Raw genomic sequence first — 14,937 nt, forward strand, 5'->3', positions numbered from 1 at the left:
GACACCACACAGCAAACGGTTAGGTTCTCTAAGACTAGTGAAGGTAACGTGGCTCTCGTGCACGTACTCAGCGTTAGCTCCCTCAAGGGCGGTGTCGGAAAGACGACGGTGACGCTCGGGCTGGCGTCGGCGGCGTTCGCCAAAGGCCTGCGGACGCTGGTCGTCGATCTCGATCCCCAGTCCGACGTGTCGACCGGCATGGACATCCAGGTCGCCGGTCACCTCAACGTCGCGGATGTGCTCGCCTCCCCGAAGGAGAAGATCGTCCGCGCCGCGATCGCCCCGTCCGGCTGGACGAAGGGCCGCTCGGGGACGATCGACGTCATGATCGGCAGCCCGTCGGCCATCAACTTCGACGGCCCGCACCCGAGCATCCGCGACATCTGGAAGCTCGAGGAGGCGCTCGCCAACGTCGAGCACGACTACGAGCTCGTGCTGATCGACTGCGCGCCGTCTCTCAACGCGCTGACCCGCACCGCCTGGGCGGCCAGCGACCGCGTCGCGGTCGTGACGGAGCCCGGCCTGTTCTCGGTCGCCGCCGCCGACCGCGCGCTGCGCGCGATCGAGGAGATCCGCCGTGGTCTGTCGCCGCGCCTCCAGCCGCTCGGCATCATCGTGAACCGCGCGCGCGTGCAGTCGCTGGAGCACCAGTTCCGCATCAAGGAGCTGCGCGACATGTTCGGGCCGCTCGTGCTCTCCCCCCAGCTGCCCGAGCGCACGTCGCTGCAGCAGGCGCAGGGTGCGGCGAAGCCGCTGCACGTCTGGCCGGGCGAGAGCGCGCAGGAGATGGCGCACAACTTCGACCTGCTGCTGGAGCGCGTGCTGCGCACCGCTCGCCTCGGCGAGTACGCAACCGTCCAGTCCTGAACTGCCCCGCCCCTCCGTCGAGTACACGAAAAGTGCACGGTTCGACGGCGCGCCGCGTGCACTTTTCGTGTACTCGACGGTGGGCGGACTCCTAGGAGACCGGAGCGCCCGAGACCGGAGGCGCGGAGCGCGTCAGGAGGCGCGGGTGCGGGCGGCGCGACGAGCGGCGAGCTCGTCCATCGCGTCGGACTGGGTGTCCAGCTCGACGAGGCTCGACTCGACCTCGCGGAGGACCTTGCCGACCGCGATGCCGAAGACGCCCTGGCCGCGGCTGACGAGGTCGATGACCTCGTCGTTGGAGGTGCAGAGGTAGACGCTCGCGCCGTCGCTCATCAGCGTCGTCTGGGCGAGGTCGCTGACACCCGACTCGCGCAGCTGGTTCACCGCTGTGCGGATCTGCTGCAGCGAGATGCCGGTGTCGAGGAGGCGCTTGACGAGCTTCAGCACGAGGATGTCGCGGAAGCCGTAGAGGCGCTGCGAGCCGGAGCCGGCGGCGCCGCGGACGGTCGGCTCGACCAGTCCGGTGCGGGCCCAGTAGTCGAGCTGGCGGTAGGAGATGCCGGCCGCGCGGGCGGCGACCGCTCCGCGGTAGCCGTTCACGTCGTCCATCTCGGGGAGGCCGTCGGTGAACAGGAGTCCGAGGTCGTAGCGGGCGACACCGTCTTCACGACTCAGTTCGCTCATGATGTTCGCCTCTCACCCGGGTAGCGGATCGCGCGGCGCAACCGCGTCGCTTCATCCACGGTACCCATGCGGCGGTCGCCGGGCAACGACATCCGCTCTTTCGGTTCCGGCGTGTCGAGGCCGCGGGCGCGCGTCACGGACGCAGCCGCGCGATCGACGAGCGGATGATGCTGCCGCGCACCACGTCCAGCTGCGCCGCGATCTCGCGGGCGAGCTCCGCGGTGCGGGCCTTGCTGCTCACGTCGTTGCGGCGCGCGATGGGGACCAGGGCCGTCTCGATCAGACCGATCTCGCGTTCGGCGGCGGCGCGGAACCCGCGCAGGTGCCGGGGTTCGATGCCGCTGCGGCGCAGCTCCGCCAGCGCGCGGAGCACGGTCAGCGCCTCGTCGCCGTACACGTCGGCGGCGGGGAGCAGGGAGGCGCTCACCGCATCCTGGAGCAGCTCGGCGTCGGCGCCCGCCTCGCGCAGCAGCTCGTCACGACGGTAGTGCCGTGATCCGAGGATGGAGCCGGCGGGCACCGAGCCGGGGAAGGCCGGGTCGAGGCCCGCATCCAGGTCGGCGAAGTACTTCTTGATGACCTTCAGCGGCAGGTAGTGGTCGCGCTGCATGCCGAGCACGGCGCGCAGGCGCTCGACGTCGGCGGGGGAGAACTTGCGGTAGCCGGACGCCGTGCGCGCGGGCGACACCAGGCCGCGCTCCTCGAGGAAGCGCAGCTTCGACGACGACAGGTCGGGGAACTCCGGCGTGAGCCGCGCGAGGACCTGGCCGATGCTGAGAAGGGCAGGAGCGTCGCCGGCGGCACGCTGTGCCGGCCGGGCCACTAGCCGTTCGCCGCTGCGGCGAGGTCGTGACGCGACGCGTAGAACGTGAGGCGGAACTTGCCGATCTGCACTTCGGCGGAGTCGGCGAGCTGGGCGCTCTCGATGCGGACGCCGTCGTAGTACGTGCCGTTCAGCGACCCCAGGTCGCGCACCTCGAAGGCGGTGCCCCGACGCGTGAACTCCGCATGACGACGCGACACGGTCACATCGTCGAGGAAGATGTCGGCGTTCGGGTGGCGGCCCGCGGAGGTCACGTCGGCGTCGAGGAGGAAGCGCGCGCCCGCGTTGGGGCCGCGCCGCACGATCAGCAGGGCGGAACCGGACGGCAGGGCGGCGATGGCCTCCTGCTCCTCCGGCGACACCTCGCCCGACGGGTACATCTTCGAGATGAATTCCTCGCCGAAGCGCGCGGTCGTGTCTTCGTTGCCCGCCGCGTCCCGCAGGGGGTTCCGGGCGGCGTCGTCGGCTCCGCCGGCTGCAGCGTTCGGGTCAATGTCTTCAGGCACCGTCAACCTCCTTGCGGTCCAGCGTATCCGATGGAGCGCCCCTGTCATCGGCCGGAAGCCGGACGACCCGCGCGGTCTCCCGGATGTAGACCACACCGGCCCACCAGTAGAGGAACGCGCCCCACAGCGCGAAGTCCCAGCCGAGCGGGAGCGAGAACGGCGCCAGCGGGGCGAACGCCTCCCCCACCATCAGCAGCGGGAGGGCCCAAAACAGGCAGAAAGTGGCCACCTTGCCGAGGTGGTGCACGGGGAGCGGGCCGAAGCCGTGGTTCGCCAGGATGACCCCCAGGACGGCGAGCATCACATCCCGAGCAATGATGACCAGGAACAGCCACCAAGGGATGACCTCGCGCCAGCAGAGGCCGATCAGGGCCGCGAAGATGTAGAGCCGGTCGGCGGCCGGGTCGAGCAGTTGCCCGAGCCGGGATTCCTGGTGCAGCCGGCGGGCCAGCCAGCCGTCGAGGAAGTCGGTGATGCTGGAGACGACGAGCACGAGCAGGGCGAATCCGTCCTCCCCCGCCACGATGAGCCACAGGAAGACCGGGACCAGTGCGAGGCGGAAGAAGCTGAGGACGTTCGGGACCGTCCAGACCCGCGAACTCACGACCGCGCTGCCACCCTCCACGTTCCGAGTCTAGTGAGCGTCTCCCAGCTCGTGCGGACGGGGCGTCCAGGCGGCGAGCCGGTCGCGCAGGCCCATGGCGTCGTACGGCGCCCGCACCTTCACGTCGTTGTCGAAGTAGGCGTAGACGTCCATCCCGTTCTCCAGCACCTCTCCGAGCTCCGCGGCCCAGCGGTCGAGCGACTCGTCGGTGTAGCCGCTGGTGTAGAGCTCCTCGTCCCCGTGCAGGCGCACGTAGGCGAAGTCCGCGGTCGGGGTGCGGATCACGGGGTAGCGTCCGGCCGTGTCGGCGAGCACGATCGCGACGCCGTGGCGGCGGGCCAGCACGGCGAACTCCGGCACGTCGAAGGAGGCGTGGCGCACCTCGACCGCGTGCCGCAGCGGCCGTTCGGCGCCGGCGGCGGTGTGCGTCCTGTTCTCGTCGAGGGTGGTCTCCCCGGCCAGGGCCGCCGCCTCCGTGGTGGTGCGCGGCAGCATCCCCAAGAAGGCGTCGACCGACTCGGCGTCGAACTGCAGCGTCGGCGGCAGCTGCCAGAGCAGCGGGCCGAGCTTGGGCCCCAGCGCGAGCACGCCCGACGCGAAGAAGTTGGCGACGGCGGTCCGGGCGTTCCTGAGGCGAAGGATGTGCGTGATGTAGCGGCCGCCCTTGACGGCGAACACGAACTCGTCGGGGGTGTGCTCGGCCCAGGTCCGGTAGCTGGAGGGGCGCTGAAGGGAGTAGAAGGAGCCGTTGATCTCGATCGAGTCCAGCCGTTCGGAGGCGTACTCCAGCTCGAGCCGGTGCGGAAGCTTCGGCGGGTAGAAGACGCCGCGCCACGGCGCGTACGTCCACCCCGAGATCCCGATGCGCGCGAGCGCCATCAGCGGCCCCGGAGCTGGTCCAGCAGTCGCCGTTCCCGCTTGGTGGGCCGGCCCGCGCCGCGCTCGCGCGTGACGGTCGCCGGGGTCTCGGTGCGCGGCGGAGGGGGCGGTGTGCGGTCCTCGAAGCAGTCCGCGGCGACCGCCGCCCCGACACGCTTCACGATGAGGCGCCGCGCGATGTAGACGTGCTCGGTGCCGCCGGCGAAGGCCCGGACCTCGTCGCCGACGCGGACCGGCGTGGCCGGCTTGGCCCGCTCGCCGTTGACCTTGAGGTGCCCGGCCTTGCACGCATCCGACGCCGCCGACCGCGTCTTGAAGAGGCGGACGGCCCAGGCCCACGAGTCGACGCGGACGCTGGAACCTGCGCCCTGCGCGGGCGCGGCGGGTGTGCCGGCCACGTCAGACCGCCGCGGGGGCCTTCGCCGCGGCCGGCTCGGCGGCATCGCCCGACAGCGACGCCTTCCACTTCACCAGGCCGCGGACGGTGCGGCTGCGGTCGCCCGCCAGCCTCTCCATCACGTCCGCCGGCACGAAGTAGTTGACGGCCACCCAGCCGCGCACGGTCTCCGACCGGTCGTCGGCCAGCATCCGCAGGATGTCGCAGGGGGTCGCCTCGTTCTTCGCGACGCACCCGCGGACGCCCTCGTCCGGGTCCCGCGCCAGAGTGAGGAAGAGGTCCTCCGGCGTGTGGTAGCTGCTCGCGACCGCCTCGCGGATCTTGGGGTTCGGGTCGGCGGCGAGGAGGCGCAGCCGACGGAGCTTGCTCTCGGTCATCTCCGGCGCCGGGTGGAGCGCCGCGGCCTCCTCAGCGGTGAGCATCGCCGGCCGCTGGGTGCGCATGGCCTGGCGCTGGGCGGGGGTGTAGAAGCGGATGCACGACATATTCCCACCGTAGCCCGGGTTACCGTGATTGCATGGAAACTCTCCTCGCGCGGCTCGACCGCATCGCGGGAGGCCGCAACGCCGCCTACACCGTGCCGGACGAGGGCCGCGCGCACCCGCGCACGCGGCGTGCGTTCGCCGTCGTCGGCTGGCTGCTCGCCGCCGAGCTGGTCATCGGGCTCTCCGCCGTCGTCGTCGCCGTCGTGCTCACGCTGGACGGCGTGGCGGTGGCGTTCCCGGTGTGGATGCGATCGGTGATCGTGCTCGGGATGACCGTCACGCTGTTCTACTTCTCGTGGCGGGCGCAGAAGGGCTACTACTGGGCGTACTCGCGCCTCCGGCTGTTCGCCAAGATCTTCCCGGTGGTGACGCTGGTGATCGCCGCGATTCCCGGGCTGTACCCGCTGTGGATGGTGACCGAGCAGATCGTGTTCAGCCTCATCCTGATCGGTGTGGCCGACTACCTCGACTCGGACCACATGCGGGCGGCGTTCCCGCGGCCGGGGAACCACGGCACCACCGGCGACGTGCGCGCCTGATACTCGGCGTACTCCGGGTAGCGGGAGCGCGAGATGCTCTCGGTGAACACCGTGGAGCCGATGAAGAGACCGGTGAGCAGCAGCGGGCCGATCACCGTCCACTGCAGCACCGAGCCGGCGGCGGCGCAGCCGAACAGGAACACGACCCACCACTGCGCCTGCTCGAAGAAGAAGTTCGGGTGGCGGGAGAAGCGGAACAGCCCCGTCTGCAGGAAGCGCGGATCGGGAGTCCGGCCCGCCGCCGCCTCCGCCTTCTTCCACTGGTGGAACCGCCACTGCTGCTGGTCGGCGACCGTCTCCCCCACGAGGAGGCCGAGGAAGACGACGGCGAGCACGATGTCGAGCGCGGACAGCGGCGTGCGGTGCTGGTACGCCGTCCACGCGGGCAGGGCGATCAGCAGCAGCAGGATGTTCTGGTAGATGACGATGAAGAACAGGTTGAACAGCTGGAAGGCGGCGGGCTTCATCCGGCCGCGCAGCACCTCCCAGCGGTAATCCTCGCCGCCCGGCGCGTAGCCGCCCTTCCGCGCGAAGTTGAAGGTGAGGCGCGCCCCCCACAGCGTGACGAGCACCGCCATCAGGTCGAGGCGCGCGTCGGCGAGCCCTGCCGCACCGGCGAAGACCCAGACGTACACCACCGGCACGATCGACCAGATGCGGTCGACCCAGGAGTGCTCCCCCGTGATCAGCGAGAGCACCCACGTCGCCGCGCAGACGCCGGCGAGGATCCACAGACAGACGATGAAGGGCTCCACAGGCACATCCTAGGTGCTGGGTATCCGTCGAATCCGCACTGGGGAAATTCCGTGTTCCGCTCGACGCGGGCCCGGGAAGCGCCTACCGTACGGACGTGTCCGATTTCCAAGCCCGCACGTTCCGGGCCGTGCTGCTGCGAGACGATGGCCAGGTGCCGCGCGTCCTGACGCTGCCGACGGAAGTGGATGTGCCCCCCAACCGCATCCGCGTGCCCGCCGACTTCGCCGGCGCCTCCGCCTTCGAGGTGTTCGAACTCGCCGACGACCACGGGTGGCCGCATGAGGCCACCTACCGGCTCGTCTCGACCATCCCCCGCTCCACCGAGGACGTGTCCGACCCGCGCCGCTCGGCGTGGGACCTGGACGACCTCGACAGCGACGAGCCCCGGACCTGAGTCCTTAGCCTGCCGTCGGCGCAGCGTCCGCTGTCAGTCCTGCAGGACCGACAGCACGTTCCCTGCCGGGTCGCGGAACCACGCGATGTCGGGGCCACGGTTCTGCGACCGCCCGCGCAGCACGCCCTTGGCGTCGGTCGGCAGCGCCGGGTCGTCGTAGATGGCGGTCGCCACACCCTTCGCGTTGAGCTCGTCCACCGCCCGGTCGATGTCCTCGACCACGAGGTTCAGGATGGTGAACGTCGCGGGCACGTGATCCTCCTTCGGGTAGATGAAGACGTGACCGCCCGCGGGGAGCTCCAGATCGAGGTTGCCCATGGGGCCGTCGGTGATGCGGAGACCGAGCGTCTCGCCGTAGAAGGACTTCGCCGTGGCGATGTCGTCGACGCTGAAACCGCTGAAGATGTCGAGTGGGGTGACCATGGCCCCACTCTGCTCGTGCCGGGGCGGCCGCGTCTAGAGGGGCTCGTCGTGCCGAGAGGCTTCAGACGAAGCGCACGGCCTCCTGCAGGCGCACGCGGAGCTCGAACGCCCGGTCGACGCTCTCCCGGCCGGCGGCGTTCGCGCCGTCGCGGAGCACCCGCGGCAGCAGCGAGCGGCGGACCACCATGGCGCCGCTCAGCCGGCCGCGGCGGATGACATCGAACGGCACGTCGAGGTCGCCGTCCGGTACGACGACGATGAGGCCGGTGAAGCGGACGCCCGCCTGCCGGCCGAAGCTCTTCGCCGCGTGGTAGAGATCGCGGAAGGGCTCCTCGTCCGGTGCGATGCCAGGTCCGACCAGGTCGCCCTTCGCGAGCTTCACCGGTGCTCCCCAGTCGGCCGAGCGGACGGCGAACAGTCCGGCGGGCCCGAGCACGATGTGGTCGAGCTTGGCATCGGTGCTGGGATGCACGGCTACGTCGTTCCAGATCGTGAAGCCGATCCCGAGCCCGGTGACGGCCCGGGCGGTCGCCTCCTCGGCGAGCGCCTCCGCGAGCAGCCGGCGGATCTCCAGCGGCGCGGAGCGGACCAGCGCCGGGTCGTACGGGTCGCGGTCGTCGGTGCCGCGCCCCATCCACTCCCGCATCAGGCCGAGGAAGCGCTCGCGGGCGCGCCCTCCTGGGTGGCCGTAGCTGCGGGCGCGGACGGACGCGCCGCCCGAGCCGGAGCGCGACGTGTGCACGGTCGCGCTGAAGCCGCCGCCCGCGGAGTCGCCGGCGACCGCATCCACCGTGATGCTCTCGCCGCGGTCGTACCGGGCGCGGTCCTCCGGGTCGCCGATGAGCTCCCAGGCGTGCTGCACGGCCTGGAAGGCGGCGGCGGTGCCGCCGGTGTCCGGGTGCGTCTCGCGGAGCAGCCGGCGGTAGGCACGGCGCAGGTCGTCGTGACTGACGTCCGGGCGCACGCCCAGCACCTCGTACGGGGTGGGCGAGGCCGGTGAGTCGCTCATCGCGCGGTGATCGCTTTCGGTTCCAGTGGGCCGGTGGGATTTACGACCCTAGCGCGCGGATCCGCGAAATCGCCGAATTCGGATTGCGGACGGAAACTGACCGCAAGGACTTCTAGCCTGGACTCATATCGATCAGGAAGGGACCGACCATGACCATCAGCGACTGGCGCATCGAGCTCATCATCCTCCCCGTCACCGACGTCGACCGGGCGAAGGCGTTCTACGTGGACGCGCTCGGCTGGACCGCGGACCACGACCAGCGGGTGTCCCCGAGCTGCGCTTCGTGCAGGTGACCCCTCCCGGGTCGGCCTGCTCGATCGCGTTCGGGGAGGGCCTGACCGACATGACGCCGGGCACCATGAAGGGGCTGCAGATCGTGGTGCCGGATGCCGACGCCGCCCTCGCCCACCTCACCGAGCGCGGCATCGAGGCGCGCGGCGTCGCCGACCTCGCGTGGGGGCGCTTCGTCGACTTCGCCGACCCGGACGGCAACGCCTGGACGCTGCAGCAGCTCCCGCAGCGCTGAGGTCCGCGCAGCGGTCAGCTCGGCTGCGAGCGCGCCCGCGAGCGCACGAACTCCTCGCGCTCATCGCGGTGCCGCGCCTGCAGTTCCGCGAGGTGCTCGTCGAGGTCGCGGATCGCCTGGCTTCCGTCGCGGACGTGCGCGTCGGTCTCGTACACGATCCGCTGCAGTGCCGCGCGGAAGCCCGGGTGATCAGCGAGGCCGAGATGCCCGGCGAACGCGTAGGAGGACTCCTCCATGGACCTCATCCTGGCGTGGAAAAAGCCGAGGCGACCCTCGGCATCCTCGATGAGTCTTCGTGAGGCATCCGACTCGTCCTGCTGCGCCTCTTCCAGGGCGGCGAGCGCGTGATCCCTCATCTGGTGCCCCCTTCCACGGCGCGGGCGTAGTCGGCGTGGGAGGTGATCTCAGCGATGCCGGCGCGCACCTTCTCGGCGACCGCCCCCGCGAGGATCCGATCGTCGACCGCCGCGCTCGCGAGCGTGCGGTGGCTGACCGCGGCCGCCTCGTCGATGGAGTGCTTCGCGTCGCCTTTCACGAGGGCGTAGCGCTGGTGGACATCCGGTGGCAGCGTCGCCTCGATGACCAGCTGGGACGCGCGCCGAAGCTGAGCGTCCATCCACGCGAGGAAGTCATCGGTGTCCCCGCCCCGGAGATGCTCTGCGATCGATCCGCTCTGATTCATCGAAGGACCCTTCCTGTCATCGCCGCTCTACTTCCCACGAAAACGCTCCGCCTCGCGGTGCTGGCCTTCTTGATGGAGTCGAGCTGGACCGACAGCCCTGGCGGTCGCCAGAGCGAGCGCCGGCTCGGCTGCGATGAGAACCTTCGCGGAGGACGAGTTCTTCTGCGACGTCCAGCGGCTTATGCGGCCGCGCAGCGGTCAGCGCAGCGACGCGTACAGGATGAGCAGCAACGTGACGAGGAAGCCGCAGGCGTAGTTGATCCAGAGGAAGCGGCGCCAGCCGCGGTTGGCCTCGGCCGCCCGCTCGTCGGGCACCGACCAGAACGGGGCGGCCGTCGCGATGTAGGGCAGGGCGAGCACCGCGGCCAGCGGTCCGGGCCACGGGGTGAACAGCATCGCGACGCCCGCGAGCGCCCAGGCGGCGATCGCCAGGCGCACGGTAGCGGCCGCGCCGATGGCCGTGGCGACGGAGGAGATGCCGCCCTCCCGGTCCGGCACGACATCCTGGACGGCGCCGAAGGCGTGGCTGCCGATGCCCCACAGGAAGAACCCCAGCAGCACAAGCCACAGGCCGGGGGTGAAGACCGCGCCGGCGAGCACCAGGCCGTACAGCGCGGGGCTCACGAAGTGGGTGCTGGAGGTCACCGAGTCGAGGAACGGGATCTCCTTGAACCGCAGGCCCTTCGCCGAGTAGGCGACCACCGCGAACAGCGATACCGCGAGCACCAGCCACGAGAGCGGCGACCCGACCGCGACCAGGTAGATCACGAACGGGACGGTGCTCACCGCGGCGGCGATCAGGGTCCTGCGGTGAGCGGAGGGGTCGAGCAGCGCGCCCTCCGCGCCGCCCTTCCGCGGGTTCCGGAGGTCGGACTCGTAGTCGAAGACGTCGTTGATGCCGTACATCGCGAGGTTGTACGGGATGAGGAAGAAGACGGTGCCGACCACGAACGTGACGTCGATGCGCCCGGTCGTCAGCAGGTAGGCAGCGGCGAAGGGGAAGGCGGTGTTGATCCAGCTGAGCGGGCGCGAGGCCAGCAGCAGCTGCCGCAACGGCGCCGGAGCCACGGCGGTCACGACCTGTTCCCCCGGGGCCTCGGCCCCCGCCGGCGGGTGAGCAGCCACAGACCGGGCAGCAGGAGGAGCGCGGCGAGCGGGTACGAGAAGTCCTCCACCGGGACGAGCCCCACCTTCACGCCGGCGATGTGCGCATCCGCGTAGGTCATGAAACCGGCCACGATCATGACGTTATCGAAGACGGCGGTCAGCACCAGCACGACGGCGGCCGCGACGACGGCCGGGGCCCACCAGCGGCGCACGAGCCGCGCGCGGTCCGGCGCCAGGGCGAGCGCGACGGCCAGCACGGCCGCCGCGACGAGCAGGAAGACGACGCTGAGCAGGAGGTAGGTCATCCGCCGCTCCCCCGGCGGATAGACGCCGGATCGACAGCGCCGTCGCTCTCGGGCGCGCGACGGTCGAGCACCCGGCGGACGCCGACGATCAGCACGAGCGTCAGGTAGCAGAGGAAGAGCAGGAAGAGGACCTCCTCGAGCGGCAGCTCGGGCGCCACCACGATCCCGGTCATGAACCGGGAGCCGCCGCGCGCGAACACGCCGAGCGCGATGCCGGCCACATCCCACGCCAGGAAGAACACGAGACCCAGCGCCAGCACGATCGTCGCCCGCCGCGCATCCCGCCAGAAAACCAGCCGGAACCGCGCGTCGAGCAGCACCATCGCCCCCAGCGCGACCAGGAGGCACGCCAGGTAGACGATGCTCACGACACGCGCTCCGCCTGCGGCGTCGGGAGCGGCTCGGGCAGCGGGCCGCCGCCGCCGTCTCCGCGGAGGCGCTTCACCACGAGCTCCGCGCTGATCAGGCACATCGGAAGGCCGATGCCGGGGATGGTCGAGCAGCCGGCGTACAGCAGCCCGTCGACCTTCTTCGAGGCGTTGCCCGGCCGGAAGAAAGCGCTCTGACGCAGCGTGTGCGCAGGCCCGAGGGCGCCCCCGCGCCAGGCGTTGAACTCGGAGGCGAAGTCCTCCGGACCCACGGTGCGGCGCAGCACGATGCGGTCGGCGAGGTCCGGGATGCCGGCCCACGCGGAGATCTGCCGGATGGCGGCGTCCGCGGCGCGTTCGATCGCCCGGTCCCCAGCGCCGTCCATCCCGCCCGCCCCGAGCGACACATCGGCGGGCACCGGGATGAGCACGAACAGGTTCTTCGTACCCTTCCGGCGCGACCTCCGGGTCGGTCGCGCTCGGCATGCACACGTAGAGGGACGCCGGGTCCGGGATGCCGGGATCGGGGCCGTAGATCGTCTCGAAGTTCGCCTCCCAGTCGGTGGTGAAGAACAGGTTGTGGTGCGTCAGCTGCGGCAGCCGGCCGCGCACGCCGAGGTACGCGAGCACGACGCCCGGTCCCGGGTCGCGCCGGTCCCAGGCCTTCTCGGGATGTGTGCGCAGCGACGGCGGCAGGAGCTGCGTCTCGGTGTGGTGCAGATCGGCGGCGGAGACGACGATGTCGGCGTCGAGCGTGTGCTGGTCGCCCGCCGCATCCCGGTAGTCCACTCCGCGCGCGCTCGCCCGCTTGCCGACCTGCGCGGTGCGGATGGTTGTGACCTGCGCCCCGGTGGCGATCCGGGCCCCCGCACCCTCCGCGAGTGCCGCGATCCGGTCGATCAGTCCGGTGAAGCCGCCCAGCGGGTAGCGGACGCCGTCGTCGAGGTCGAGGTGGCTCATCAGGTGGTACATGCTGGGCGCCTTGCCGGGCGAAGTGCCCAGGAAGACGGCCGGGTAGCCGAGCACCTGGCGGAGGCGGTTGTCCTGGACGAACCCGGCGGCGTACCGGTCGAGCGGTTCGAGCAGCAGACGCGCCAGGCGCGGAAGCCGGCGGAGCAGGTCGGGGGCGAGCAGCGGGCGCAGGTCCTGGAAGGTCGAGTAGAGGAAGCGGTCGACCGCCATCCGGTAGGTGTCCTCGGCGCCCGCCAGGTAGCGGTCGAGCGCGGCGGCGGCGCCCGGCTCCTCGTTCTCGAAGACCGCGCGGTTGGCCAGGCCGTCGGCGCGGAGGTCGAGCGGAGGACGGCCGTCCTCCGAGAACACGCGGTACCCGGGGTCGAGCGTGACCAGATCGAGCTGCTCGGCGGTCGAGGTGCCCATCAGCCGGAAGAAGTGGTCGAAGACCTCCGGCATCAGGTACCAGGAGGGCCCGGTGTCGAACCGGAAGCCGTCGTGCTCCCACGACCCCGCCCGTCCGCCCAACGTGCGGTTCTGCTCCAGCATCGTGACGGCGTAGCCCTCGCGGGCGAGCAGCGCCGCGGTCGCGAGCCCCGCGATGCCGCCGCCGATGACGACGACCCGCTGCCCGCTCATGGCGTCGGCCCGGGGTCGTGCGCCTCCGGCCGGGCGGCCGAGGCGGGGACGATGAAGGCGACGTGCCCGGCCGACGCAGACCCGCGCGGCACGGCGGCGGCCGCGGTGGCGCGGGCGAGGATGCCCAGCTTGACCCGCGTCGGCACGCTCACCCGGCGGGTCAGCAGCTCGTGGGCCGGGGTCGCGCGGATGCGGTCGCTCAGCTCCGAGAACAGACCGTGCGCCGCGGTGATCGCGCGGCGGCAGTTGCCGGGCAGCTCCGGGATGACGTCGGCCGCGGCCCCGAGGTCGCAGTCGATGTCGACGACGAGCGCCAGCTTCTGCCGGTCGGTCAGCCGGGCCGGGTCGATGCCCGGGAAGTAGCTGCGCCCGAGCTCCGACCAGTCGACCGCGAGGTCGCGCAGGAAGTTGATCTTCTGGAAGGCCGCGCCGAGCCGCCGGGCGCCCGCCTCCAGCCGCAGCCGCGTGTCGTCCGGAACAGGCGTATCGGCGAGGAACACCTTGAGACACATCAGCCCGATGACCTCGGCAGACCCGTAGACGTAGTCGCGCAGCTCGTCCGCGCTGAAGTCGACCGGGCTGAGGTCGCGGCGCATCGAGGCGAAGAACGGACGGGTGAGGTCCACCCCGATGCCCGCCGCGCGGGCGGTGACCGCGAAGGAGTGGACAACGACGTTCGCGCTGTAGCCGGTGCGCATCGCCCGCTCGGTGTCCGCCTCGAGGGCGTCCAGCAGCTCGCGCTGGTCCTCGGCGCTGAGGCCCGCTTCGGCCGCGGCGCCGTCGACGATCTCGTCGGCCACGCGCACCAGGGCGTAGACGTCCTCCACCTGCGGCCGGATGCGCTGTGCGAGCAGGCGGGTGGCCATCCCGAACGAGGTCGAGTAGGCGTGGATGATGGTGGCCGCACCGGCGTGCGCCGCACCGGTGTAGGTGGTGAGGTCGGTCGGCGGTGTGCCCGCCGGGGCTTCCGGTGCGCGAGTCATGCGATCCTCCCGATACACGAGCGTGCCACGTCGGTCAGTGGTTGCGATAGCGAGGCGGGGATGGACGGGTCGTCCAGCAGCGCGATGGCGCGGTCGACGTGGTCGGCCAGCAGGCGCTCGACGAACGCCCGGGCGCCGCACTCCTCGAGCACGGCCGCCAGGCGCGCGGCCTCGTGCGGGGCGAGGTCGGAGCGGCCGAGCGACGCCGTGACGTCCTCCCAGCGGGCGGTGCCGCGGGCGTAGGCGATGAGCGATGTCTCCTTGCCCTGGCGGAGGTCGCTGACGATGCTCTTGCCGGTGACGTCCTCGCTGCCGAAGACCCCGAGCAGGTCGTCCCCGAGCTGGAAGGCGATGCCGACCAGGCGGCCGTACTCGGCGAGCGGCGCGAGGAGGTCCTCGCCGCCGCCGGCCAGGAGCGCGCCGGTCATGAGCGGCCCCGCGACGGAGTAGGCGGCCGTCTTGTGCTCGGTCATGGCGAGCACGTCGTGCAGCGACGGCGACTCCGGGCCCATCCGCTCGGCGAGCGCCACATCGGCCAGCTCGCCGGCCGCGGTCACGAAGACGCCGTGGTCGAGGATCTCGAGGAGCCGCTCGCGCGTCCACTCGTCGGCGTCGACGCGCGCCAGCACCGAGGCGGCCGCGTGCAGCAGCAGGTCGCCCGCGAGGATGGCACCGGCCTCGCCCCAGCGGCGGGCGCGGCCGGACTCGGCGCCCCGTGACGTGGCGTCGGAGGCGAACGCACCGACCACATTCGGACGCCCACGCCGCATGGTGTCGCCGTCGATGACGTCGTCGTGCAGCAGGAATGCGGTGTGCAGCAGCTCGTAGGCGACCGCGGCGGTGCAGGCCGCATCGTCGTCCGTTCCGCCGAGCCCGCGGAAGGCGGTGAGCACGAAGCGGGGACGGATGCGCTTGCCGCCGTCGGCGGCGTCGCGCGCACTCTCCCACAGGGTTCGGTAGGCGGGCGCGTATGCGGACGCCGAGGAGATGCGGGCGGCGAAGAACCCGGA

Annotated in this window: 20 protein-coding genes and 2 pseudogenes; 4 read left to right on the forward strand and 18 right to left on the reverse strand. The window is 71.5% G+C overall.

The window, feature by feature from the left end; translation table 11 throughout:
* Positions 1-57 precede the first annotated feature (57 nt).
* Positions 58-867: a ParA family protein gene (locus tag ACR9Y5_RS11875; RefSeq protein ID WP_310134934.1), complete on the forward strand. Its 810-nt coding sequence runs from the start codon at positions 58-60 to the stop codon at positions 865-867.
* A 132-nt stretch (positions 868-999) separates the two neighbouring features.
* On the opposite strand, the gene ACR9Y5_RS11880 is transcribed toward ACR9Y5_RS11875, so the two are convergent.
* The 7 genes from ACR9Y5_RS11880 to ACR9Y5_RS11910 form a co-directional block, all read right to left on the reverse strand.
* Positions 1,000-1,551, reverse strand: coding sequence for a MerR family transcriptional regulator (locus ACR9Y5_RS11880; RefSeq protein ID WP_481298142.1), 552 nt, complete (start codon positions 1,549-1,551; stop codon positions 1,000-1,002).
* A gap of 133 nt (positions 1,552-1,684) precedes the next feature.
* Positions 1,685-2,374, reverse strand: a complete 690-nt coding sequence (ftsR, locus tag ACR9Y5_RS11885; protein ID WP_481298143.1) for a transcriptional regulator FtsR — start codon at positions 2,372-2,374, stop codon at positions 1,685-1,687.
* On the reverse strand, positions 2,374-2,880 hold the full coding sequence (locus ACR9Y5_RS11890; RefSeq protein ID WP_310129896.1) for an FHA domain-containing protein: 507 nt from the start codon (positions 2,878-2,880) through the stop codon (positions 2,374-2,376). Before ACR9Y5_RS11890 ends, ftsR begins: the two co-directional genes overlap by 1 nt.
* Positions 2,873-3,505 (reverse strand): CDP-alcohol phosphatidyltransferase family protein, encoded by a 633-nt coding sequence (locus ACR9Y5_RS11895; protein ID WP_481298144.1) that lies wholly within the window; start codon positions 3,503-3,505, stop codon positions 2,873-2,875. The genes ACR9Y5_RS11890 and ACR9Y5_RS11895 overlap by 8 nt, the downstream gene beginning before the upstream one ends.
* A 9-nt stretch (positions 3,506-3,514) precedes the next feature.
* A complete protein-coding gene (locus tag ACR9Y5_RS11900; protein ID WP_481298145.1) occupies positions 3,515-4,363 on the reverse strand; it encodes a DUF72 domain-containing protein in 849 nt (282 codons plus the stop codon).
* Entirely contained in the window at positions 4,363-4,761 is a 399-nt protein-coding gene (locus ACR9Y5_RS11905; RefSeq protein WP_481298146.1) for an RNA-binding S4 domain-containing protein, read from the reverse strand. Before ACR9Y5_RS11905 ends, ACR9Y5_RS11900 begins: the two co-directional genes overlap by 1 nt.
* Position 4,762: 1 nt before the next feature.
* Entirely contained in the window at positions 4,763-5,245 is a 483-nt protein-coding gene (locus tag ACR9Y5_RS11910) for a hypothetical protein (RefSeq protein WP_481298147.1), read from the reverse strand.
* Between the two features lie 32 nt (positions 5,246-5,277).
* Here ACR9Y5_RS11910 and ACR9Y5_RS11915 point away from each other — a divergent pair, with 32 nt between their 5' ends.
* The gene (locus ACR9Y5_RS11915) at positions 5,278-5,784 is read left to right on the forward strand and encodes a hypothetical protein (protein ID WP_481298148.1); all 507 of its coding nucleotides are present in this window, start codon (positions 5,278-5,280) and stop codon (positions 5,782-5,784) included.
* On the opposite strand, the gene ACR9Y5_RS11920 is transcribed toward ACR9Y5_RS11915, so the two are convergent.
* Entirely contained in the window at positions 5,706-6,539 is an 834-nt protein-coding gene (locus tag ACR9Y5_RS11920; RefSeq protein WP_481298149.1) for a DUF1295 domain-containing protein, read from the reverse strand. The genes ACR9Y5_RS11915 and ACR9Y5_RS11920 overlap by 79 nt on opposite strands.
* Before the next feature lie 95 nt (positions 6,540-6,634).
* Here ACR9Y5_RS11920 and ACR9Y5_RS11925 point away from each other — a divergent pair, with 95 nt between their 5' ends.
* Entirely contained in the window at positions 6,635-6,934 is a 300-nt protein-coding gene (locus tag ACR9Y5_RS11925) for a hypothetical protein (protein ID WP_481298150.1), read from the forward strand.
* 33 nt (positions 6,935-6,967) lie between these two features.
* On the opposite strand, the gene ACR9Y5_RS11930 is transcribed toward ACR9Y5_RS11925, so the two are convergent.
* Positions 6,968-7,357 carry a VOC family protein gene (locus ACR9Y5_RS11930; RefSeq protein WP_481298151.1) on the reverse strand — a complete coding sequence of 130 codons (390 nt, stop codon included), beginning with the start codon at positions 7,355-7,357 and terminating at the stop codon, positions 6,968-6,970.
* 61 nt (positions 7,358-7,418) lie between these two features.
* Positions 7,419-8,366: a J domain-containing protein gene (locus tag ACR9Y5_RS11935; protein WP_481298152.1), complete on the reverse strand. Its 948-nt coding sequence runs from the start codon at positions 8,364-8,366 to the stop codon at positions 7,419-7,421.
* 149 nt (positions 8,367-8,515) lie between these two features.
* On the opposite strand from ACR9Y5_RS11935, the pseudogene ACR9Y5_RS11940 reads away from it, so the two are divergent.
* A pseudogene (locus ACR9Y5_RS11940) lies at positions 8,516-8,892 on the forward strand (glyoxalase superfamily protein).
* A 14-nt stretch (positions 8,893-8,906) separates the two neighbouring features.
* Here ACR9Y5_RS11940 and ACR9Y5_RS11945 read toward each other — a convergent pair.
* The 8 genes and pseudogenes from ACR9Y5_RS11945 to ACR9Y5_RS11980 all read right to left on the reverse strand — a co-directional run bounded on the left by ACR9Y5_RS11945 (position 8,907) and on the right by ACR9Y5_RS11980 (position 14,820).
* Positions 8,907-9,248 carry a hypothetical protein gene (locus ACR9Y5_RS11945; RefSeq protein WP_481298153.1) on the reverse strand — a complete coding sequence of 114 codons (342 nt, stop codon included), beginning with the start codon at positions 9,246-9,248 and terminating at the stop codon, positions 8,907-8,909.
* A complete protein-coding gene (locus ACR9Y5_RS11950) occupies positions 9,245-9,574 on the reverse strand; it encodes a hypothetical protein (RefSeq protein ID WP_481298154.1) in 330 nt (109 codons plus the stop codon). The genes ACR9Y5_RS11945 and ACR9Y5_RS11950 overlap by 4 nt, the downstream gene beginning before the upstream one ends.
* Before the next feature lie 198 nt (positions 9,575-9,772).
* On the reverse strand, positions 9,773-10,651 hold the full coding sequence (locus ACR9Y5_RS11955; protein ID WP_481298155.1) for a prenyltransferase: 879 nt from the start codon (positions 10,649-10,651) through the stop codon (positions 9,773-9,775).
* Positions 10,648-10,986 (reverse strand): lycopene cyclase domain-containing protein, encoded by a 339-nt coding sequence (locus tag ACR9Y5_RS11960; RefSeq protein WP_481298156.1) that lies wholly within the window; start codon positions 10,984-10,986, stop codon positions 10,648-10,650. Before ACR9Y5_RS11960 ends, ACR9Y5_RS11955 begins: the two co-directional genes overlap by 4 nt.
* Positions 10,983-11,456 carry a lycopene cyclase domain-containing protein gene (locus ACR9Y5_RS11965; RefSeq protein WP_481298157.1) on the reverse strand — a complete coding sequence of 158 codons (474 nt, stop codon included), beginning with the start codon at positions 11,454-11,456 and terminating at the stop codon, positions 10,983-10,985. The genes ACR9Y5_RS11960 and ACR9Y5_RS11965 overlap by 4 nt, the downstream gene beginning before the upstream one ends.
* Positions 11,351-12,944, reverse strand: a pseudogene (crtI, locus tag ACR9Y5_RS11970) (phytoene desaturase family protein). Before crtI ends, ACR9Y5_RS11965 begins: the two are co-directional and overlap by 106 nt.
* Positions 12,941-13,927 carry a phytoene/squalene synthase family protein gene (locus ACR9Y5_RS11975; RefSeq protein WP_481298158.1) on the reverse strand — a complete coding sequence of 329 codons (987 nt, stop codon included), beginning with the start codon at positions 13,925-13,927 and terminating at the stop codon, positions 12,941-12,943. Before ACR9Y5_RS11975 ends, crtI begins: the two are co-directional and overlap by 4 nt.
* The gene (locus tag ACR9Y5_RS11980) at positions 13,924-14,820 is read right to left on the reverse strand and encodes a polyprenyl synthetase family protein (protein WP_481298159.1); all 897 of its coding nucleotides are present in this window, start codon (positions 14,818-14,820) and stop codon (positions 13,924-13,926) included. Before ACR9Y5_RS11980 ends, ACR9Y5_RS11975 begins: the two co-directional genes overlap by 4 nt.
* Positions 14,821-14,937: the final 117 nt, after the last annotated feature.

The sequence above is a fragment of the Leifsonia sp. KNZ13-11D genome (assembly GCF_056754895.1).